This window comes from Streptomyces sp. NPDC040589 (genome assembly GCF_055594445.1).
Window position 1 is genome coordinate 694,778 of record NZ_JBVIWP010000004.1, and the last position, 19,981, is coordinate 714,758.

At 70.3% G+C, this 19,981-nt stretch carries 16 protein-coding genes and 3 pseudogenes; 10 read left to right on the top strand and 9 right to left on the bottom strand.

Features of this window, described 5'->3' with window-relative positions; all coding sequences use genetic code 11:
- Positions 1–34: 34 nt before the first annotated feature.
- On the top strand, positions 35–1,171 hold the full coding sequence (locus ACZ58V_RS21040; RefSeq protein WP_471291345.1) for a PP2C family protein-serine/threonine phosphatase: 1,137 nt from the start codon (positions 35–37) through the stop codon (positions 1,169–1,171).
- A 274-nt stretch (positions 1,172–1,445) separates the two neighbouring features.
- Here ACZ58V_RS21040 and ACZ58V_RS21045 read toward each other — a convergent pair whose 3' ends face one another.
- Positions 1,446–2,030, bottom strand: coding sequence for a S1 RNA-binding domain-containing protein (locus tag ACZ58V_RS21045; RefSeq protein WP_471291347.1), 585 nt, complete (start codon positions 2,028–2,030; stop codon positions 1,446–1,448).
- Between the two features lie 86 nt (positions 2,031–2,116).
- Positions 2,117–2,305, bottom strand: coding sequence for a hypothetical protein (locus ACZ58V_RS21050; RefSeq protein ID WP_471291349.1), 189 nt, complete (start codon positions 2,303–2,305; stop codon positions 2,117–2,119).
- Positions 2,306–2,670: 365 nt separating this feature from the next.
- On the opposite strand from ACZ58V_RS21050, the gene ACZ58V_RS21055 reads away from it, so the two are divergent.
- On the top strand, positions 2,671–3,540 hold the full coding sequence (locus tag ACZ58V_RS21055; protein WP_471291351.1) for an NAD-dependent epimerase/dehydratase family protein: 870 nt from the start codon (positions 2,671–2,673) through the stop codon (positions 3,538–3,540).
- 370 nt (positions 3,541–3,910) lie between these two features.
- On the opposite strand, the gene ACZ58V_RS21060 is transcribed toward ACZ58V_RS21055, so the two are convergent.
- Positions 3,911–4,366, bottom strand: coding sequence for a group II truncated hemoglobin (locus ACZ58V_RS21060; RefSeq protein WP_468196203.1), 456 nt, complete (start codon positions 4,364–4,366; stop codon positions 3,911–3,913).
- A gap of 384 nt (positions 4,367–4,750) precedes the next feature.
- On the opposite strand from ACZ58V_RS21060, the gene ACZ58V_RS21065 reads away from it, so the two are divergent.
- Genes ACZ58V_RS21065 through ACZ58V_RS21075 form a run of 3 tightly spaced genes read left to right on the top strand, consistent with a single transcriptional unit; the run spans position 4,751 to position 8,239 of the window.
- On the top strand, positions 4,751–5,941 hold the full coding sequence (locus ACZ58V_RS21065) for a hypothetical protein (RefSeq protein WP_471291354.1): 1,191 nt from the start codon (positions 4,751–4,753) through the stop codon (positions 5,939–5,941).
- Between the two features lie 38 nt (positions 5,942–5,979).
- Positions 5,980–7,503: a vWA domain-containing protein gene (locus ACZ58V_RS21070; RefSeq protein WP_471291356.1), complete on the top strand. Its 1,524-nt coding sequence runs from the start codon at positions 5,980–5,982 to the stop codon at positions 7,501–7,503.
- Positions 7,490–8,239: a hypothetical protein gene (locus tag ACZ58V_RS21075; protein ID WP_471291358.1), complete on the top strand. Its 750-nt coding sequence runs from the start codon at positions 7,490–7,492 to the stop codon at positions 8,237–8,239. Before ACZ58V_RS21070 ends, ACZ58V_RS21075 begins: the two co-directional genes overlap by 14 nt.
- Positions 8,240–8,247: 8 nt before the next feature.
- Here the strand turns inward: ACZ58V_RS21075 and ACZ58V_RS21080 are convergent, their stop codons facing one another.
- Together ACZ58V_RS21080 and ACZ58V_RS21085 are read right to left on the bottom strand one after the other, a co-directional pair.
- Positions 8,248–9,294: a Clp protease N-terminal domain-containing protein gene (locus ACZ58V_RS21080; RefSeq protein WP_471291360.1), complete on the bottom strand. Its 1,047-nt coding sequence runs from the start codon at positions 9,292–9,294 to the stop codon at positions 8,248–8,250.
- Between the two features lie 103 nt (positions 9,295–9,397).
- Entirely contained in the window at positions 9,398–9,997 is a 600-nt protein-coding gene (locus tag ACZ58V_RS21085) for an LURP-one-related family protein (RefSeq protein WP_471291362.1), read from the bottom strand.
- 254 nt (positions 9,998–10,251) lie between these two features.
- On the opposite strand from ACZ58V_RS21085, the gene ACZ58V_RS21090 reads away from it, so the two are divergent.
- Together ACZ58V_RS21090 and ACZ58V_RS21095 are read left to right on the top strand one after the other, a co-directional pair.
- A complete protein-coding gene (locus tag ACZ58V_RS21090; protein WP_471291364.1) occupies positions 10,252–12,048 on the top strand; it encodes a sensor histidine kinase in 1,797 nt (598 codons plus the stop codon).
- 127 nt (positions 12,049–12,175) lie between these two features.
- Positions 12,176–12,838, top strand: a complete 663-nt coding sequence (locus tag ACZ58V_RS21095) for a response regulator (protein ID WP_471291366.1) — start codon at positions 12,176–12,178, stop codon at positions 12,836–12,838.
- Between the two features lie 600 nt (positions 12,839–13,438).
- Here the strand turns inward: ACZ58V_RS21095 and ACZ58V_RS21100 are convergent.
- From ACZ58V_RS21100 to ACZ58V_RS21115, 4 genes and pseudogenes are all read right to left on the bottom strand, one after another.
- Positions 13,439–13,996: pseudogene (locus ACZ58V_RS21100) on the bottom strand (alcohol dehydrogenase catalytic domain-containing protein); the annotation flags it as partial.
- A gap of 124 nt (positions 13,997–14,120) precedes the next feature.
- Positions 14,121–15,521 (bottom strand): MFS transporter, encoded by a 1,401-nt coding sequence (locus ACZ58V_RS21105; protein WP_471291368.1) that lies wholly within the window; start codon positions 15,519–15,521, stop codon positions 14,121–14,123.
- A gap of 176 nt (positions 15,522–15,697) precedes the next feature.
- A pseudogene (locus tag ACZ58V_RS21110) lies at positions 15,698–15,899 on the bottom strand (IMP dehydrogenase); the annotation flags it as partial.
- Positions 15,900–16,194: 295 nt separating this feature from the next.
- Positions 16,195–16,464, bottom strand: a pseudogene (locus ACZ58V_RS21115) (MFS transporter); the annotation flags it as partial.
- A 279-nt stretch (positions 16,465–16,743) separates the two neighbouring features.
- Here ACZ58V_RS21115 and ACZ58V_RS21120 point away from each other — a divergent pair.
- From ACZ58V_RS21120 to ACZ58V_RS21130, 3 genes are read left to right on the top strand one after another with little or no spacing between them, the layout of a single operon-like run.
- Positions 16,744–17,367, top strand: coding sequence for a hypothetical protein (locus ACZ58V_RS21120; protein WP_471291370.1), 624 nt, complete (start codon positions 16,744–16,746; stop codon positions 17,365–17,367).
- Positions 17,364–18,704, top strand: a complete 1,341-nt coding sequence (locus ACZ58V_RS21125; RefSeq protein ID WP_471291372.1) for a copper resistance CopC/CopD family protein — start codon at positions 17,364–17,366, stop codon at positions 18,702–18,704. Before ACZ58V_RS21120 ends, ACZ58V_RS21125 begins: the two co-directional genes overlap by 4 nt.
- 47 nt (positions 18,705–18,751) lie before the next feature.
- Positions 18,752–19,822, top strand: coding sequence for a cupredoxin domain-containing protein (locus ACZ58V_RS21130; RefSeq protein ID WP_471291374.1), 1,071 nt, complete (start codon positions 18,752–18,754; stop codon positions 19,820–19,822).
- The last annotated feature ends 159 nt before the right edge of the window (positions 19,823–19,981 follow it).

Sequence of the window (19,981 nt, forward strand, 5' to 3'; positions counted from 1 at the left end):
CCTCCCGCGCCTTGTGACCAATTAGGTCGATATGATGCTTTTTGTGATCACGCCTGCACGGCTGTGGCGCCGTCGCCCTGCCTACAGCGGCCGATGGGAAGCTGCCAGGCTGTCGCCCCTGGTCCTGACCGTTCTCATCGCCGCCCTCGCGTTCTCCACACCCAGGGAGATCGCCTTCAGCCGCCTTCTGCCCGCCGCGCCCGCCCTTGCGGCCGCGATGTGGCCCGTGCTCCCCACGATGGTGCTGGGGGCGTTCTGCCTCCTGCTCATGATCGTCCTCAGCTTCTTCCATACCGATCTGGGGACGCAGTACACATCGGCCGCGATCATCGCGGTCACCTTGGCGGCCGCATACGGCAGTCATGTCCGACTTCAGCGGGAGGAGATGCTCTTCCAGGTCCGCCTCGTCGCCGACGCAGCCCAGAAGGTACTGCTACGCCCCCTGCCACGCCGCATCGAGGGCATCGAGATCGAGTCGCTGTATCTGGCAGCCCAGGAACAGGCCCGGATCGGCGGCGACTTCTACGAGGCGATCGGTACACCGTACGGAGTCCGGCTGCTCATAGGCGACGTACGAGGCAAGGGCCTGTCCGCAGTGGGGGCGGCCTCGGCGGTGATCAGCTGCTTCAGGGAGGCCGCCTACGACGAGCCCGACCTGCAGGGCATCGTCCACCGCCTGGAGACCACCGTCACGCGCCACAGCGCCGCATTTCCCGTCCAGGACCAGCCCGAGCACTTCGCCACTGCTCTCCTCGCCGAGATCCCGCACGGTGGCGACCGGCTGCGACTTCTCAACTGCGGACATCCCCCACCGCTGATCGAGCATTGCGGGAACGTCCGGGTCCTGGAGCCCACCCTCCCCTCCCCGCCCCTCAACCTCGCAGCGCTCATCGGTGACCGCTACTGGGTCGACATCGTCGCCTTCGCCCCGGGCGAGCAGTTGCTGCTCTACACGGATGGCGTATCCGAGGCCCGGGACCACACCGGCCGGTTCTTCCCGTTGCCGGACTGGATGCGGCAGCAGGATACGGAGCACCCCCGCGAGCTGCTCGACCAGCTGCACCGGGATCTGCTCCGGCACAGCGGCGGAAGGCTCGGTGACGACATCGCGGCCCTCGCGCTGAGGCGCACCACCGAGCGGGATCGGGCATTCGTCGGAGCCGAGGGCTGAATCCCGGCGTCGGGATACCGGACCGGTTCGGGGATGGTGTACACCCGGGGCCGCCCGGTTGGCGTCTACCGGCGCACTGAGGTCACGGTGCCGGCTCGGACGCCGCGATCAGACAAAGCCCTGGGTCTTGGCGCAGTTCGAATGGGTGGTCGTACCACTCGATGGTGGTGCCGATGAGGCCGGCCGTGACGACGCGCTTGAGTTGGCGGGGGCATCGGCACCATGACGGTGCCGAGGGAGTGCGAGGCAGGGTCCCGTCAAGGACATGACCTGTTCAGTCAGCGAACCGCACGAGGGGGTCTTCCAGAAGAGCCTTCAAGGAGATCGTGACCTGGCCACTACGCGTCTCAGAGACGATCACCTCACCGGTGATCCGCTGACCGGCCTCGACCGCATCCGAGGGGTGATCGATTCGGGACCACGTCAGGTCGGGCACGCGGATGAATCCAGTGCAGAGCCGGTCGGGCTCGCCGTCGAGATGGACGAAGACTCCGAAGTCGTGAACCCCCGACACCGTCCCGGAGACGATCTGTCCAGGCTGAATGGCCACCAGGAAGGTGCGTAGCTCTGGGTTCTCGCAGGCACGGGCCGAGAAGTTCAACTGCCCTCGCCAGCGTCCGATCTCCTCGGCCTCGATCTGCTGGCCCACCTTGAAGATCTCAGACGGATGGTCAGCGCGACGGATCGACACCTCATGTTGGGGAATGCGGCCGACTTCGCTGCCCTCTTCGCCCGGCTCCCCGAGGAGAACAAGGACGTCTGCTCGGTCGAACCCAGCGACCGTCACGCTCCTCACGGGACCCGGCCGGAGGTTGTTGAGCAGAGACTGCAGACGAGGATCGGGGGCGGACTCGGACATGGGCGGAGCCTAACCCGGTATCACGGAGTTCGATGGACGTACGACTCGCAGGTCGGCGCGCTCCACTCGCGGTCTGTCGTGCTCCGTCACGGCCCCGCCTGGACGTCGCCGCCCTGGCGCGGTCGGTGCCGACGGTGACGCGTGTGGCTGCCCGGACCGGCATGCCAGTTCAGGTGCCGCAACTGCAGCGCCTGCGGGTCGGCCGCAAGCCACCGGTCCAGGAAGTCGACGGCCGAGCGGCCGGTGCCCAGCTCGTGCTCGGCGTGCGCCGCCACACCGGAGCGGGGGTACAGGGCCCCAGCGCATGCTCGGCCACTCCCTGTGCCTCCCGCACCCGGCCCTGCTCCGCCCGGATCGTGGCGAGCCGGCTCGTCCACGTCCAGCTGTCCGGCCCGGCCAGCTCGGCCTGCTGCTCCACCAGGGCATCGCCGCGTGCACGGTACGCGGATCCCCCAAGGAGAAGCAGGATCGTGATGCCGTCCGAGGCGGCGTCGCGGGCGGGCAGCTGGCCACCTGCTTCACCCGCAATCGGCTACCGGCATTTTACTGGCTGGTCCCAGGCCCGGGTGGGGGCGAAGCCGCACCGTGAAGGGCCTACGCTCAAGGCGGTGTGCCGTGCCGTCCAGCTCGGCCAGGGGAGGTGTTCAAGTCGCAGCAGTCGAGGCATGTCGTGGTGACCGGGGCCGCGGGGTTGGTCGGTTCGGCCATCGTGCGCCGCCTCAGGGCTGCGGGCCGCTCGGTCGTCGGTGTCGATCGTCTGCCGTCGCCCGACACGTCCGTGGTGGCGGACCTGCGTGACCCTGGGGCGTGGAGCCACGCACTGTCCGGGGCCGGGGCGGTCGTCCACACGGCGGCCCTGCACGCGCCTCACGTCGGTGTGCGCCCGGACGACGAGTTCCGCGAGATCAACGTCGGGGCGACCCGGGACCTGCTGGACGCGTCGTCCGCTGCGGGCGTGCGCCGTTTCGTCTACACCAGCTCGACCTCGGTGTACGGGTACGCGCTGGAGCCGGTGGACGAGGCGGTCTGGGTCACCGAGGACGTCGCCTGCCGGCCGCGCGACATCTACGACGAGACAAAACTCGCGGCCGAAGACCTGGTGCTCTCCGCGGCGGGCGCGATGCGCACGGTGTGTCTGCGCATCGCCCGGTGTTTCCCCGAACCGCCGGCGGTCCAGGCCAGGCACCGGCTCCACCGGGGGGTCGACCTAGCCGATGTGACAGAGGCTCACCTGCTCGCCGTCCTGGGCCCCCAGGAGGCGGCCGGGGTCCTGAACATCGCCGGCCCGTATCCGTGGCGGATCGAGGACCGTGGGCGGCTGCGGCACGATCCGGCCGCGCTCATCACGCGGCGGGCCCCTGAGGTGGCAGCCGGGTTCGGCCGGCACGGATGGACCTTGCCGACGTCGATCGACCGGGTGTACGTGTCGGAGCGGGCGGGCGCGGTCCTCGGCTATCGCCCCCGCCGCGGGGTGACGGCACTGATGGCAGAGGCCCGCACGGCCGGCTGACCACTCTCCCTTCACCGGTGGAGCAGGCCTGGGACGCCCTTTCCTCGGCCCGTGACTGGTGCGCTTCCGCCGGTTGGCGATGCAGGAGCAGGCCCGATGCCGTCGCGCCGACGAGCAACAGGCGCACCGTCGGCATCCGCACGAGCCCAGCCGGGGCCCACCCGAGGAGACACGGCCCTTGTCCGATGCCGTCGACAGCCTGCCGCTGGGACCGAGTCCCGCGTTCCGCCGCTGGAACGCCGGCAACAACCCGTCCCACGGCTGCAACACGCGCGCTGAAGTCCTCATCCAGAGGCCCGGTTTGGAAATCGACCACATGGTGCCCCTCGCCGGCCCAGTGGCTCGCGCCCGCCGAGGACGCGCACTGCTGCTAGGACAGTCCCTTCCAGCCCCAGCGGGGAGTGGGACCGGGGTCGCCCAGGTCGGTGTCGTCGGGGTCGGCCGAGACGGATCGGGCGATCTTCGTGCCCCAGTCGAAGTACGCCATCACTTGCTGCCGCAGCAGGTCGTCGTCGGGGAGTTCCTTGTCGACGGCCTCTGTCATCAGCTCCATCCACCGCAGGCGCTGTTCTTCGGTGATCGCCAGTCCGAGGTGGGAGCGGAGCAGGGCCTGATGGCCGCCCAGTTCCTGGGTGAACGCCTCTGGGCCGCCGAAGACCTCGTCCAGCCAGATGGCCACGTGCTCGATGTGAGTGCGGGTGAAATCGGCGAAGACCGGCGCCAGCAGCGGGTCGGCCAGGACCCGGTCGTAGAAGGTGTTGCTCACCCGGCGAAGGACCTCCGTCCCACCGATGGCCTCGCTCAAAGATCCAGTGCGCTCGCTCATGCCACTCATCCCCGTCGATAGCGTCACGCCGGTCAGACCAACGTGTCCCATGCTCGCACCCCACCTCGGTGTGTGTCCGAACATCCGTACTACGCGTTCGGGATCAAGAGGTAGGAAGGTGGCGCTGTTCGGGGGTGAGGCGGTCTTGAAGGGCGACGGAGACGGCGTGTACTCGGGAGTTGGCGGATCGGGTCAACCGACGTTCCGGGAAGGACCGTTCGGGGTACACCGGCAACACCGACGATCCTGGCCCGGGCCCACGGGGGGAGAACGCAGGTGTCACGGGGGGAGACGCAGGTGCCCGCGAACAGACCCGCGAACAGACCGGCTGCCGAAGAGCCGCGGTTAACCGTCACCAGACCCCCGCGCCGACGCCTGCGCAGAGTGCTGGCGTCGGCGCTGCCCGTCCCGGTCGTCGGGCTGGTCCTGCTCGTGTCCTCCGGGAACCTGCTGCTGCCGTTGCGGCAGGTGGTCACCATCGAGGCCAAGATGGCCTCGAAGAGGGACTTCTTCCAGGACCCCGTGGTCGAGCGGCTGCTGATGAAGCACGGCTTCCGCGTGCACATCACCAACATGGGCTCGCGTGAGATCGCCAAGCAGGACTACGAGGGATACGACGTCGTCTTCCCCTCCGGCCAGCCGGCCTCCGACCTGATCAGCCGGGAGCGCGCCCGGGCGAACCGTCCGGTGCTGCTGTACCGTCCGTTCGTCAGCCCCATCGTGCTGGCCACCTACCGGGACTACGCCGAGGTGCTCACGGCCGAGGGCGTCGCGAAGCGCCTGCCGGGCTCGGGCGGCCGGCCGATGTACTACACCCTCGACATGCGGCAGTTCCTCGATCTCGCGCGCGGCAAGAGGAAGGGCGTCCAGCGCGATCCCAAGAACGGCTACCGCTGGGACGAGATCGACCGCGACGACCACGTCCGCAATGGCAACAAGATCCTTGCCCAGACCTCGGACATCTGCGAGTCCAACTCCGGCGGCACCTATCTCGGGCTCGTGGCCTTCGTCGAGCACGGGAACGACGCGCCGGACAGCGAGGCCGAGGCCGAGCGACTCGCCCGGAAGATCAAGCCGCTCCTCGTCGAACAGGGCCTGCCGTCCTCCGAGCGGGCCGAGACGTATCTGTCCCCCGACGGGCAGAGCATCGCCCCTGTCTCGGTGATCTACGAACACCAGTTCCTCGCCCATCAGATCGAGTACGAAGCCGAGAAGGGCGCGACCGACGACGAGCGCGTCCTGCTCTACCCGTCCACACGCTTCGTCACCGAACCCCAGCTCGTCGCGCTGACCGGCGACGGCGCCCGGCTCGGTGAACTGGTCAGCGAGGACCGCGAACTCCAGCACCGAGCCATGGAGTTGGGCTTTCGGGCCCGCAACGCGACCAGCGGCGCGACCAACGGCGTGACCAGCGGCGCGACCAGCGACGAGCTCACCCGCTTCCTCACCGACCGGCAGATCCCGGTGCCCACCACCTCCTCCGACGACACCCGGGCGGTCCTGCCCAGCCTGCCCCTACTGGAGAAGATGATCGAGATCGTCGGCGACTGCCCGGACCGGACGGGCAGCCGGTGAGGCGCGGTGCGGGCCGGCTGGCGCTCTGCCTGGCGCTCGTGGCCACCTTGCTCACCGCCTGCTCGGGCGACGACGGCGACGAAACGGTCCGGCTGCGTGTGCTCGCCAGTCCCGATCTCGCCGTACTGGCCCCGCTGCTGGGCGATCTGAAGGACGAGACCGGCGTCGATCTGCGCCTGGACCACCGGGCCGACGCCGAGACGAAGACCCCGGACCGCGACAGGTACGACCTCGCGTGGCTGTCCTCCGACCGCTATCTGCGTCTCACCGACAAGAGCGCGACCCGAGGCGTGCAGCGCACCCCCACCATGACGTCCCCCGTCGTCATCGGCCTGAAGCCGGACGTGGCACGGAAGCTTCGCGCCCAGGTGCCCGGCGGCCGGCTCACCTGGGCGGACATCGCAGACGCCGCCGCCACCGGCACCGTCCGCTTCGGCATGGCCGACCCCCGGCACGCCGGCAGCGGGCTCGCCGCCCTCGTCGGCGTCGCCACCGCCGCGGCCGGCACCGGAGCCGCGCTGCGCCCCGAGGACGTCTCCTGCGACCGGCTGCGCGGCTTCCGCTCCGGCCAGACCCTCACCGCCGACACCGGTCCCGCCCTCGTCGACTCCTACGCCGACCACCAGGACGAGACCAACGCCCTCATCACCTACGAGTCCGATCTGCTCGCCCTCAACGCCACTGACCGCCTCGACGACCGCCTGGAGGTCGTCCGCCCCGAAGACGGCATGGTCCTGGCGGACTTCCCGCTGCTCCTGCTCAACCAGGCCCACCGCACCGCGTACGACAAGGTCACGCAGTGGCTGCGGCGCGACAGTGTGCAGCGGCAGATCATGCGGCACACTCTGCGCCGCCCCGTGAACACGACGGTCACCCGGGACGCGCGGCTGCGTGAACAGGTCGGCAACGCGCTCTTCTACCCCGACCAACCCGCCGTCGTCGAAGCCCTGTTGGCGGACTACGGTGACCCCGGCCACCGCACCACGAGCCAGGTGGTCTTCCTGCTCGACTTCTCCGGCTCGATGCGCGGTGCCCGGATGTCCGCCCTGCGCGAGGCCTTCGCCGGACTCAGCGGCGCAGACCCCTCCGCCTCCGGCAAGTTCACCCGCTTCTACCGGGGCGAGCGGCTGACCGTCGTCCGGTTCGGCGGCCGCGTGCTGGAGGAGAAGACCGTCACCGTCGCCGGCCCGAAAGACCTGACGGCCCTCGCCGACACCGTCGCCAGGGGCGGCTACGGCGGTGCCACCGCCGTATGGTCCGCCCTCGACCGCGGGTACCGCACCGCCGCCCGCGAACTGGCCGCCGACCCCGACCGCTCCGTCTCACTCGTCCTGATGACGGACGGCGAGAACAACGCGGGCCTGTCCTATGCGGAGTTCGTACGCCGTCACAAGGCGCTGCCCACCGCCGTGCGCACCGCCGTCCACACCTACCCCGTCCACTTCGGCGAGGCCGACCCAGGCGAACTGCGGCGCGCGGCGGGGCGGACGGGCGGACGGATGGTGGATGCCGCCGGCTCGTCCCTTTCCGAGGCCTTCAAGGAGATCCGTGGCTGTCACTGACGCACTGTGGTGGAGCCTTTGGTGGCCGTGGATGACGGTCTGGCTGGTGACGGCCGCCGGCGCGGTGGTGCTCGCGGTGGTCCTGTTGCGCCATTCCCGGGAGCGGCGCAGGCACATGCGGCGCTGGCAGTCGGCGTACAGCATATGCCTGTACCTCGACGAGCAGGCGGTGATGGACCTGTACGAGATCGGCAACTACCGCTCCGCGCTCGAGGAGGCCGTCGAGCTGCGGACGAAGGTCGACACGAGTGTCGGCTTCTGGAGCCGGGTGCTGACGTGGCTGTTCCGCTTCCGGCTGAAGCGGGACGTCAGCCAGGAGACGTTCCGCAAGTTCGTGCGCAAGGACAAACCGATCAACGTGATCGGCGTGGTCATGGAGGCCTTCGACCGGGCCGACGCCATCGTCCACGCCGACCTGACCACACTGACCGTCGTCCCGAACCGCAACCTCGCCGACAATCTGGCCGAGGGCCGTGCGGTGACCCTGAGCCGCATCGGCGAATTCGTCTCGGTCAAAGGTGTGTTCACCCGCGTGCCCGACGTCGCGGAGGGATTCGTCCTGCGGGCCGAGTACGGCGCCGAGCGGCCCCCGGTGTACATGCGCGTCGTAGCCCCCGGGAACGCGCGCCGCTCGATCCCGGCCGGCACTTTCACGGCCCGTTGCCTCGGCAAGATGACCGGCTGGCGCGAGGACACCCGCGAGGTGACGCTGGAGGCGATCGCGATCTTCTGGTGACCACACTGTCAGTCGCCGGGAGCGGTGGTCAGCGCGTCGATCAGCTGCCGGGCGCGTGTCTCCTCCCTCAGGAGGGTCTCGACCAGGGGGCCGGTGCCCGGGTCATCTGCCGATGCGCTCCCGGAGTCGGCCGACCGCACCGGGCGCGGGCGTGCAGCCTCATCGAGGTACATCTTCACGGGCCGGGCGTCGGCCGTCAGCCGGACGCGGTCACCGGTCAGAGCACTGTGAACCGAGGCGTAGTCGATGCCCAGGCGGGCCAGCCGCTCCCCGCCCGCGTACCGGGTGCCGGGAGTGGGGCTGCTCTCTCTTGCCAGATGCGGGTACTGGAGCGCGACCTCGTGGGTGGCCAGAACCGCCAGCAGGACATGCTCGGTGCCCACCACGCCGTGGCCGAGACGGCGTGCTTGGTCGTAGGTCTCCATACTGACCCACCAGGCAGGCCTCGAAGCCCAGTTGATCCCGAAGAACTTGAGCACCCACCGCTGCCAGAAGGGCATGTGTCGATAGTGGCTACGGCCGAGAAGAACGTCGCGAGTGGCGTGCAGCAAGGGGGCGAGGCCGTCCTGCCGGCCTCCGGTTCCGCCGTCGAGCCGGGCGCGTACCGCCTGTGGTGAGACGCGGCATGCGCCCAGCAGTTCCACCGCGCGGTTGTCCTCCTCCAGCAACGCCCGCAGCAGATGAACGGCGGTGAACTTCGCCGCGTCCTCCCGCTGTGCCTGCCCCATCGCCGCGATCAGCGCCCTGGCAGCGGCGCCGGTGACGTGCTCCCGGCCGCCGTCGTCCCCCAGCACGTCCTGCGCGGCAACGCTTGCCTCGGCGCCGTCGGCACCGCTCCACGCACCGTCCCGGTTCATCCTGTCCCGCAATACCACCATCAGCGCGGTCTTGGTCGCTCCTTCATCGTCGAGCGCTGTGCGCGCAGGCCCCTTGGCCGTGGTGATGCCGGCCAGCAGATGCTCGGTACCCATGGGTCCCTCGGCGGACCCCCGGGCGCCGCGGGCGGCCCCCAGGATTCCGATGATGTTCCAGTCGGGCTCCTTGATCGCTTCCATACAGCCTTCGTCTCCGATTCCGCTCAATGGCTCGCTGTCCTCAATGTCTTTGACGTGCGGGACTGTGCCCGCGTCCGCGGGATGTGGGGCGACGGCGGCCCTGTCATCGTGACTGCAGAGCGTCCAGCGCAACGGCCTGTGCGATGGCGAGGCGGCGGTCGAGGTCGGGGGCCGCGATGTCGAGCACGTACCGGTCGCGCAGCCCGAACTTCTTGTCGACCGCCATCAACCGCTTGTCGCCCAGGGTGAAATCGAAGTGGTACGGCCATACGAACGGCACGAAATCGGTGACCGGAACAAACTCCCAGACTCGGCGCAGCAGGGCCACCAACAGGTTGCGCTCGCGCCCGGTGAGCTCCATCGTGCCTGGCTGCTCCAGGATCCACGTCGAGCGCAGCAAGGAGGCGACAGGCTTTTCGCGAAACGAGCCGATGGGGTTTCCCTCCTCGTCCCGCACGGTGTAGACGGCGCCGATGTCGAGGACTTGGCCGGCCTCGAAGGTGCACAGGACGCGGTCCTTGGACTCGTCGGTGTGAAGGGTCACCTGTTCCTTGAGCGCCATCCGTTTCTGCTGGGCGAAGGCGACGACCTCGCCCTCCGAGCCGTCGGGACGGGCCACGGTCACCACGTACTGGTTGGCCATGACGGTCAGCTTCTGGAGGACGTTGAACCGATCGTGCGCCTGCAGCTGTGCGTTGTCCACGTGACGGCTCCCGCCTTTTCGTCTCTTGCGCGGCCCAGTTGTGCACCGCCCGCACCGCCTCTGCTCTGCTGAACCATCGTCACCGCGACGGGCGGCCCGAAGCAGTCCCCGGAAGTCGTGGCTCGCGGCGACCAATGGCGACGGCCCGGGCGCGCCCAACAGCCCTTGTCGCGCCTGTGGTTGTTGACTTTCGTCGTTCGCCGTCACGACGCAGGGATGATGCGGTGCTCCTGCGCGCTGAATATCGTCGGCCTGTGGAACTGGACGAAGCACACACCGCCCGCGTCGTACGGCCGCTCCGTGCCCGGCTTGCCGCCGCGTCCCCTTGGAGCCGCAGAAGGATCGCCGGGGAGATCGTGCTCACCGTCGCCCTCGCTGGGTTCGCGGGGCTGTTCGAAGCGGTGAGGGCCGGGTTCGGTGCACGAACCTTCGCCGTCGTAGCCGGCATCGCCGTACTCTCGCTGACCAGGCGCGCGCTGCCGGCGACGGTGCTGGTCGTCTCCGCCTGCACGGCAGCGGTGTTGCCGTCCGCGGTGCCGCTGCTGGTCTATGCGAGCTGGTCGGCGGGAAGCCGCATCATGAAGCCCTGGCGCGTGGTCGCCGCCTTCGCTGCCGCGCTCGTCCTCCATACCGTGGTGTCCGCCCACCACGAGATCAGTGGCTCCGGTCTGTCGCTGCCTGTCACGGGCGCGCTGAGCGCGGCAGCCTTTCTCACGTTGGGGATCGTGCCGGGACTGGTGTCCCGCTACCGTGCGCAACGCCGCTCGCTGCTGGACGCACTACAGCGGAACAACACCCAGCTCATGCGCGAGCAGGCGATGGTGGCACGGCAGGCCCGTCTGCTGGAGCGCGGTCGCATCGCCCAGGACATGCACGACAGCCTCGGCCACCAACTCGCCCTGATCTCCGTGCACGCGGGCGCCCTGCAGGTTGATCCGGACCTGACCGATCGCCAGCGGGACGGGGTCCGGATCCTGCGTGACGCCTCCGTGGCCGCGATGGGGGAGCTGCGTGAGGCCGTCGGCATCCTCCACGAGGACCGGGACCACCACCGGAACGGGCCCGACGACCACACCGAGCATGCCGGCAAGCGTGTCAGGCACTCTCAGGCCGCGGCCACCGATACGGGCGGCGGGCGTCCGCTCTCCCGGGCGGTGGCCTCCATCGACGGCCTGGTCGCAACGTCCCGGGCTGCGGGCGCAACCGTGGAACTTCAGCGGTCCGGCGCCGCCCGGCCCCTGGCGCCCGCCGCCGACCACGCGGCGTACCGCATAGCCCAGGAGGGCCTCACCAACGCGCACAAGCACGCCCCGGGCGCCCCGATCACCCTTGCCCTGCGCTACGAGCCGGACAGCCTGGTCGTGGAGGTCGCCAACGGGCCGGCGCCGACCGGGGCACCGGACGCCCCGGCGGCGATCAGCGGCGGTCAGGGGCTGGCAGGCCTGCGCGAGCGGGCCCGGCTCATCGGCGGCATGGTGCACACCGGTCCCACCGCGGACGGCGGCTTCCGCATCGCGGGGATGCTTCCCTACGGCGCAGGGCACGGCGAGCCCGGGCCCCGCCCGGACGATGCGACCTCCGTCGGTCCGGACGACGACCTTGTGGGACAGCCAGAGGCGGGACCAGCGGGCGACAGCGGACCGGTCATCAACCGTTCCGACAACCAGCGGGAGTTCGCCGCCATCATGAGCAGCAAGAAGAACGGGGCCATCGGCTGCGCCGTCACCGCCGTCGTCCTCGTCGTGAGCGTGATCACCCTGGGCGTCTGGGGAGTGAGCACGCTGATGGACGAGCTGGACAAGTCCACGATCCCGGTGCGCGTGTACGAGTCGGTGAAGACCGGCGATCCCGAAGCCGACGTGCAGGCCAAGCTGCCCGACGAGGACTCGTTCCTGACGGCGGATCTGGAGGAGAAGGGCCCGCGCATACCCAAGGACGCGACCTGCCGCCACTTCGGGTCCGACGACCCCGACGACATCTCGACCATCTTCCGGTTCTGCTTCCGCGACGGAGAGCTGGTCGCCAAGCAGACCTTCCAGGACGAGAGCTGATCCGCAAGGCCGAGAAACGACCCGGCCCGCGCTGTGGCGCCGTCTGTGCGATGCGCCCCTCCGGATCAAGGCATGATGGCGAGGCCATGCCATCCGCTTTCCGACCGACACCGCCCCAGGAGGCCGTGTGATCCGGGTCCTCGTCGCCGACGACGAGCCGCTCATCCGGGCCGGCATCAGGATGATCCTCAACTCGGCCGACGACATCGACGTGGTTGCAGAGGCCGGCGACGGCCGAGAGGCGGTGAAGAACGCCTGCGGCGCCGCCGTCGATGTGGCCCTGCTGGACATCCAGATGCCGGTGATGGACGGGCTGACGGCCCTGGCCGAGCTGGGCCGCGCCGCGCCGCAGGTACGGGTACTGATCCTCACCACGTTCGGCGAGCGCGACAACGTACTGCGCGCGCTCGGCCACGGCGGCGCGGGTTTCCTGCTCAAGGACACCGCGCCCGATGAGCTGATCCACGCCGTGCGGGCGGCGGCCGCCGGCAACGCCTATCTCTCACCGGCGGCCACCCGGCACGTGGCGGACGCCCTCGCCTCCCCCATGGCCACCGCCCGCGCGGAGGAGGCCAGGCGCCGCCTCGACGGACTGACCGCACGGGAGCGCGACGTGCTCGCCCTCCTCGGCGAGGGCCTGTCCAACGCGGACACGGGCAGGCGGCTGCACATGAGCGAAGCCACCGTGAAGACCTACGTCAGCCGAATCCTGGCCAAGCTCGGGTGCGACAACCGGGTGCAGGCGGCGCTGCTCGCGCGCGACGCCGGACTGCACACCGACGAGGTGTGACCCGGCCTCGTCCTGCCAGATCTGACAGATCGCGATGCCGCTGGGCATGGGGGGTGCCTGTCCGGGACGTGTGATCTTGAGGGCCGGGATGGTCGGTTATGCAAGTCGACGGCCCCTCCGCCGGGAGACCTTGCCCATCCGGCGCTTCTGACGGTACCCGACGGCCCCTCACCCATTCTGTGACCGCGGACCCCCAGGGCGACCGCGGTCAGGGACGGACCAGGCCCTTGAGGGCTTCGCGGCGGTCCATCGCGTGATTAGCCGTCCGGCACCTCGTCGAGGCTGGTGACACCGGCCCGTGGCGAAGAACGAGCACTCGGGTCTGCCGACGAATTGCTCCGAGGCGGCGGCGGCGTGCCTTTGGCTGCGTCCAGGCTGACCGCGTCGTCAGGCGCCGACAGACGCCCTGACGGCGTCGAGGTCGTCGCGCACTCGTTGCGGCTCCCGCTCCAGCGGCATGTTGGCCTCGTCCCGGATCGCGTCCAGGGCTCCGGGTGCGTCCTGGCCCAGCGCGGCGAACAACGGGCCCGTGTGGCGAGGGGCGGGGCCGTGTGGCGAGGGGCGGGGCCGTGTTCCGCGACCAGTTCGAAGGTCTTGCCGAGTGCCGGCCAGCGTCTCGAAGGTCTCCGGGTCGCTGGTGGCGTAGTAGTGGTCGGCTCCGAGCCGTTTGCCGTCGTCCTGCTTCTTCAGCGACTGCGACAGCACGGTGACCTCGGCGCCCAGGGCGTGGGCGAACTTCAGGGCCATGTGGCCGAGCCCGGGTGGCGTAGCCGCCCTGGGTGACCTGGTCGTACTTGTCCGTGTCGCCGAAGGTCAGGGTGCCGCCGCCCTGGGCGCAGTACTGCTCACGGCCTGCTCGCAGTATGCGCACTCGCGGCAGGAGTCGACCAGGCAGCCGACACCGACCTTGTCGCCGACGGCGTACTTGGTGACCTCGGAGCCGACCTCGGCGACCACGCCGGCGATCTCGTGCCCGGGCACGACCGGATAGAGCTGCTCGCCCCACTCGCTGCGGGCGTGGTGGATGTCGGAGTGGCAGATGCCGCAGTACTTGATGTCGATGAGGACGTCACGCGGGCCGACTTCGCGCCGCTCGATCGTCGTCGGGGTGAGCGGTTCGGTCGCGGACGTGGCGGCGTACGCGTTTGCGGTAAGCACAGTTCTCCTGTGGGGATTCGGGTTTTTCGGATGACCGGCTGCCGGGTCCCGGCTGCCGGGGTCTGTGGGGGGCCGGTGCCTCAGCGGGCAGGGGTGGTGCTCCTTGCGCGATGCTCAGAGCTGGTCACTGCTGCGGGGCGGGCCTGAGCAGCAGGCCGGCCGCGGTACTGAGGAGGAGCAGGCAGACGGCGGTCAGCAGACTGGCGCGCAGTCCGTGGAGGAAGGTCGCGTGCTGGGCCACCAGGGCGCCGAACACGGCCACGGCCAGGGCACCGCCGACCTGGCGGGCGGTGTTCAGGACGGCACTGGCGGTGCCCGCGCGATCGGCCGGGACGCGGTCGAGCAGCAGGGACGTCACCGCCGGGACGGCCAGGCCGCCGCCCGTACCGACCGGGATCATCAGCATCACCATCAGCCACGTGGGCGCCGACGCCCGCGGGACACAGAGCAGTACGAGGCCCGTGGCCATGACGAGCTGCCCGGTGATGACGGGCATGCGCGGACCGAACGTCCGGGCGCACCAGGCAGCCGTGGGGCTCACGAAGGCCGTCAGCAGCGTCATCGGCAGGAAGGCGAGCCCGGTGGCCAGCGGCGACAGCCCGTGCTCCTGCTGCAGGTACAGGCTGAGCAGGAAGATCATGCCGTAGAAGCCCACGTTGAGCGCGAAACCGATCGATGCCGAGATCGCCATCGTGCGCTCGCGGAGCAGCGGCAGCGGCACCATCGGGTGCCGGCCACGGGCCTGCGCGATCAGGAAGACCGCACCCGCGGCCACGGCGCCCAGCAGCGCCACCAGGACCCGCGGAGCGGTCAGTCCGACAGCGCCGGCCTCGATCGCGGCGTACGTGAGGCCGCCCATGGCCGCCACCGCGGCGATCTGCCCGGTCCAGCCGAACGGAGTGGCCGCCCGGCGAGGCGAACGCGTTGTCCGGGTGAGGAGGAACAGAGCCAGCAGGCCCACCGGAAGATTGACGAAGAAGATCATCCGCCAGCTGATCTCGCTCAGCACGCCGCCCAGCACCGGCCCGGCCGCGGCTCCCACCGAGCCGCCCATCGCCCACACCGAGATCGCCCGCGCCCGCCGCGCGGAGTCGGGGAACGCCTCACGGATCAGGGCCAACGAGGCCGGAACGATCACCGCGGCTCCCGCTCCCTGCACCAGTCGCGCGATGACCAGCACACCCAGGTCCGGGGCGAAGCCGCAGGCCGCCGAGGCGGCGGTGAACACGATGAGCCCGGCCCCGAACGCCTGACGCGCGCCGATCCGGTCGGTCACGGATCCCGCCGACAGCAACAGTGCGGCGAACATCAGGGTGTAGCCGTCGACCACCCACTGCAGGCCGGTGATGCCGCTGTCGAAATCGCGGCCGATCTCGGGCAGGGCGACGTTGACGATCAGGGCGTCGAGCGTCATCACGAGGAAGCCGAGCAGCGCGGCCGACAGCGCCCAGCGGGCACCGGTACCGCTCGCGCGGCCCGGGTGCGTGCGGGGTGATCGCCGGGTGGACGCGACGGGACTGGACACGGGTTTCTCCTGTGAGAGAGGTGGTTGGTGCGGCGACTCCCAGCCTGTTCGCCACGCGCGACGGGCGGCAGGCCGCGTTGTGCCGGGGAGCGGTGTTCCAGGGTGTGACAGGGCCCCTCATGGTCAGTTCGTCCTGGTCACGGACGGGTCACAGGCGAGCTGCCACACTGGGACACGACGACGCCGAGCGCCGTGTCCATCGGCTGCTCTGCGCCCACGGCTTCCACGACCGAGTGAGTGCCGTCGCCCCCGGTCACGCTCGATGCCTTCCTCCCCGCGCTCGGCGACGACATCGGTGGCGCCGAACTCCCGGCCGAGGCCGGTACGGTCCCGGTGCCGGCCCATCAGGATGATCTGCTCGGCGCCCAGCCGCCGCAGCGAGCCCTCGGCGCCGATCAAGTCGGTGAGAGCGGGCGACGTCACGCCCAGCGGGAGATGGACCTTGAGCAGCAGTGCGCCGACGGCGGTCAGGAGGAACCAGAGCAGCGGCACCGCGATCACGGCCGGTAGTACGCCCGCCCAGAACACCCAGCGTCAGCCGGCAGCCGGCGCGAGGGTCACGCCGAGGCCGGTCGCCGCCTTGCCGCCGAAGTGGTACGAGGTCATCAGCAGCCCGGCGCGGTGGTGCGAACTCCCTCTCCTTGGCCAGCGCCAGCGGCATCAGGCCGCCGAGTCCGAGGCCCGCGACGAAACGGCCGGTTCCGAACACGCCGATGCCGGGGGCCACTGCACAGAGCGCCGAACCGACGGAGAACATCGTCACGCTGGAGACGAGCATCAACCGTCTGCCCGGCCAGGCGGTGAGATGTCCCGCCGTGAGAGCACCGATGAGCATGCCGAAGGTCGTCCAGCTGCCGATGCTGCCCGCACTGGCCGGGGTCATCCCGAGCCCGCTGTCGTCGAGCGTGTGCGGCATGACGGCGCCGCGTTGCGTCGAAACCATGAGGGCCTGGCGGGCGGAAAAAATGGGAGCGTTGACGCGTATGAGTTCGCGGTGATTCGGTGAAGAATGAAATGCCCTGCCTGTTCGAATTCACGCACTCTTCGATTCCTTCACGGAATGCAATGCGCGGATTAGGGCGGGGAGGTCCGACCTCACAGATCACCCCCAGCTCAATGTGAGGCAACGAAACCGCCGATTAACTGACGCGTAGTCGTCGGGAATCGTTGTTTCTGGTCCACTCCTCGGCACTGCGGTTCACGCACAGCGTCTGGAGGGCCCATGTCCTTGTTTGCCAGGGCGTCCTGGCCGGGAGACCATCGCGACGAGATCGTCGCCGGAACGCTCGTCGCGGCGGTGATCGTCGTCCTCGGGTACGCCTCCGGCATCGGCGCGCCGAGCCCCACGACGGTCGACACCGCCGCACCGCCGGCTGCCGGGGCACCGGCACCGTCCGAGTCGTCCGGCCCTGCCGAGGGCTCGGGGGCCGGTGATCCCGGGGTGGCGGCCGGATACCCGGGCGCCGGTTCGGTGGGCGACTCCTGGACCGGGGGTGGTGACGCCGGAATCCCGATCATCGCCGACCCGCCGTCCATGGCCGGGCATGAGGGCCACGGAACGGGCGGGACGGGCACCGGACACGGTCCGGCGCCCGCGCCTTCCGCCTCCGCGACGGATTCCCCTTCGCCCACCCCCTCGGACACCTGCGACGAGGGCGAAGTGCATCTCGTCCAGCCTTTGTTGAGCGGCGCTCTCACGCAGGTGACCGGCCTGCTGAACGGCGGCCTGACCGGAATCGCCGCGTCTCCGTCGTCGTCCCCTGCACCCTCGTCGTCCCCCTCGCCGGACGGCCCGTGCGTCGGTGTGGCCGCCTCGCCCTCGGTCCTGACGGGGGTGCTTCCGTGACAAGCCGTCTCCTGCCCCGTCTCCTCACCGCCCTGGCCGCTCTCGCCGCCGTGCTGCTCGCCGCGCCCGCCGCGTCAGCGCACACCGAACTGGAGTCGTCCTCCCCGAAGGCCGGCTCCAGACTCGCCCATACGCCCGCGACCGTACGGCTCGTGTTCAGCGAGCCCGTCGACCTCGCCGACGTCCATGTCACCGCCGACGGCCAGCAGTTGTCCGTGGCCCGGGCCGCGCACGGCGACAGCAAGGGGAACGCCGTCGAGGTGGCCGTACCGAAGGCCGTCGATCAAGACCGCTTGACTCTCTCTTGGCATGTCCTTGACATAGAAGACGGGCATGCGACATCCGGCACCCTGTCCTTCCCCCTCACCGCGAAGGCGAAGGCCGCCGGCGCGGCCGACTCCGACGGCACACAGGCCGCCCCGCAGGACGCCGAGGCGGTGCGCACTGCCTGGGTGGCCACCCGATGGGTCGGGTATCTCGCCCTCGCCCTCTACGTCGGCGGAATCGCGTTTCTCGCGCTGCTCTGGCCTCAGGGCGCCCATGACCGCCCTACCCGCCGCATCCTCACGCTCTCCTGGACCGCCGGCCTCGCGGCGAGCCTCCTCGCCCCCGGCCTGCAGGGTGCGTACGGAGCGATGGGCACCTTCGACGACGTACTCCGGCCATCCACCTACACCGCCCTGTTGACCACCGAGGTCGGCATCGTGGCCGCCTGCCGAGTGCTCCTGTGGGTGCTCGCGGCCATCGTCCTGGCCGCGCTGCTGCAAGGTGGCGAGCGGGCCGCACGTTCGCCGGGCTGGCGGGTCGGCGCCCTCGCGGTCGGCCTCGGGCTGCTGCGCACCACCGGCATGACCGGCCACAACGCCGAGGGCACGCATCCCGGTTGGGGTGAGGTCGCGGACCTGGTCCATCTGCTCGGCGTCTCGCTCTGGCTGGGCGGGCTGACACTCCTGCTGCTGGGCGTGCTGCCGAGGCGACGCCCGGAGGAGCTGTCGGCGACGGTGTCCGGCTACTCCGTTCTGGCCGGGGTGTCGGTCGCGGCCACTGCGCTGGCCGGGGCGGTGCTGACCTGGCAGGTGGTCGGCTCGTTCGACGCGCTCGTCGGCACCGGCTACGGCCGGCTGCTCCTGATCAAACTCGCCGTACTGGCCGCCGTACTGCTGATCGCCCAACGCAGCCGCGGCTGGGTACGGACCCGGCTCGACATCGCCGTACTCCTGCGTGGCGACCGCGCCACCCTACGGCCCTTCGTCTACTCGGTCGCTGCCGAGACGGGGCTCGTCCTCGTCGTCCTGGCCGCGACGAGTCTGCTGGTCACGTCCGCCCCAGGCCGCTGACCGGCGCCCCTCCCACCCCTCTCACCTCACTAGGGAGACGTACCACCATGCACACTGACGACACCTCCGCGGCCGCGTCACCGCCGAGCCACCGGCACTCCCGAGCGGGCAACCGGGTACTGCTCGCGACCGGCATCGGCGCCGGCATCGCGGCCGCGGCATGCTTCGGTCTGCTCCAGGCGTCCAGCGGGGCCGCGGCCCCGCAGACGGCCGCACCGGCGGCCGAGGCCCACTCGATGGCGGACGAGGCGCACCCGGCCGCCGCCGACACCAAGGCGGCCGACCACACCATCGAGATCAAGGACTACAAGTTCGCCCAGCCGAAGCTGACGGTGAAGGTCGGCCAGACCGTGAAGTGGGTCAACGAGGACACCGCTCCGCACACGGTCACCACCACCAGCGGCCCGGCGAAGTTCGACTCCGGAACCCTGAACAAGGGCGACAGCTGGTCGTACACCTTCACCAAGCCCGGCACGTACGAGTACTACTGCGCGGTCCACCCGGACATGACGGCCTCGGTCACCGTGGTCGCCGACGACAGCGGCGGCAGCACGGGCGGCTCCGGCGGGGGCTCCACGGGCGGCTCGACCGGCGGGCACACCGGCGGTTCCACGGGTGGGTCGACCGGCGGGACGAGCGGGGGTTCGACGGGCGGGTCCACCGGAGGCGGCACCGGCGGTTCGACGGGTGGCTCCACCGGCGGTTCGACCGGCGGGGGCAGCGGCTCCGGCGGCACCAGCGGCGGTGACGACGGCGGCGACGAGCAGTGCGCCAGCGTCCAGCAGGTCCTGCTGCCGATCCTCCAGCACCTCAACAAGGCCCACCTGGAGGAGTCTCCGGGCCAGCAGGTCCAGGACGCGCTCAAGCTCGACAGCTACCTCAAGATGCACACCGTCTGGGTGGAGTCCATCCTCACCCCGGCCGTGAACGGCAGCGGCAGTGTCGCCGACGACACCCTCAGCGTGCTGCTCCAGCACATCAACTCCGCGCACCTGGAGGAGTCCCTGGGCCAGCAGGTCGCGGACATCCTCAACCCCGACGCCTACGTGAAGATGCACACCGTCTGGGCCGAGCACATGCTCGCCCCCACCACGGACTACGTCACCAACTCCTGCTGACCCGAGTCCGGCAGAACGTGGCGGGGGGGGGGGGGGGGGGGGGGGGGGGGGGCGAGGGGGGGGGGGGGGGGGGCCGCCCCTACCCCCCCGAAAAGGAAAAAGAACCTGGCCTATCCACCCCCCCCCCCCAAACAACAACAACACCAGGGCCGTCCCCTC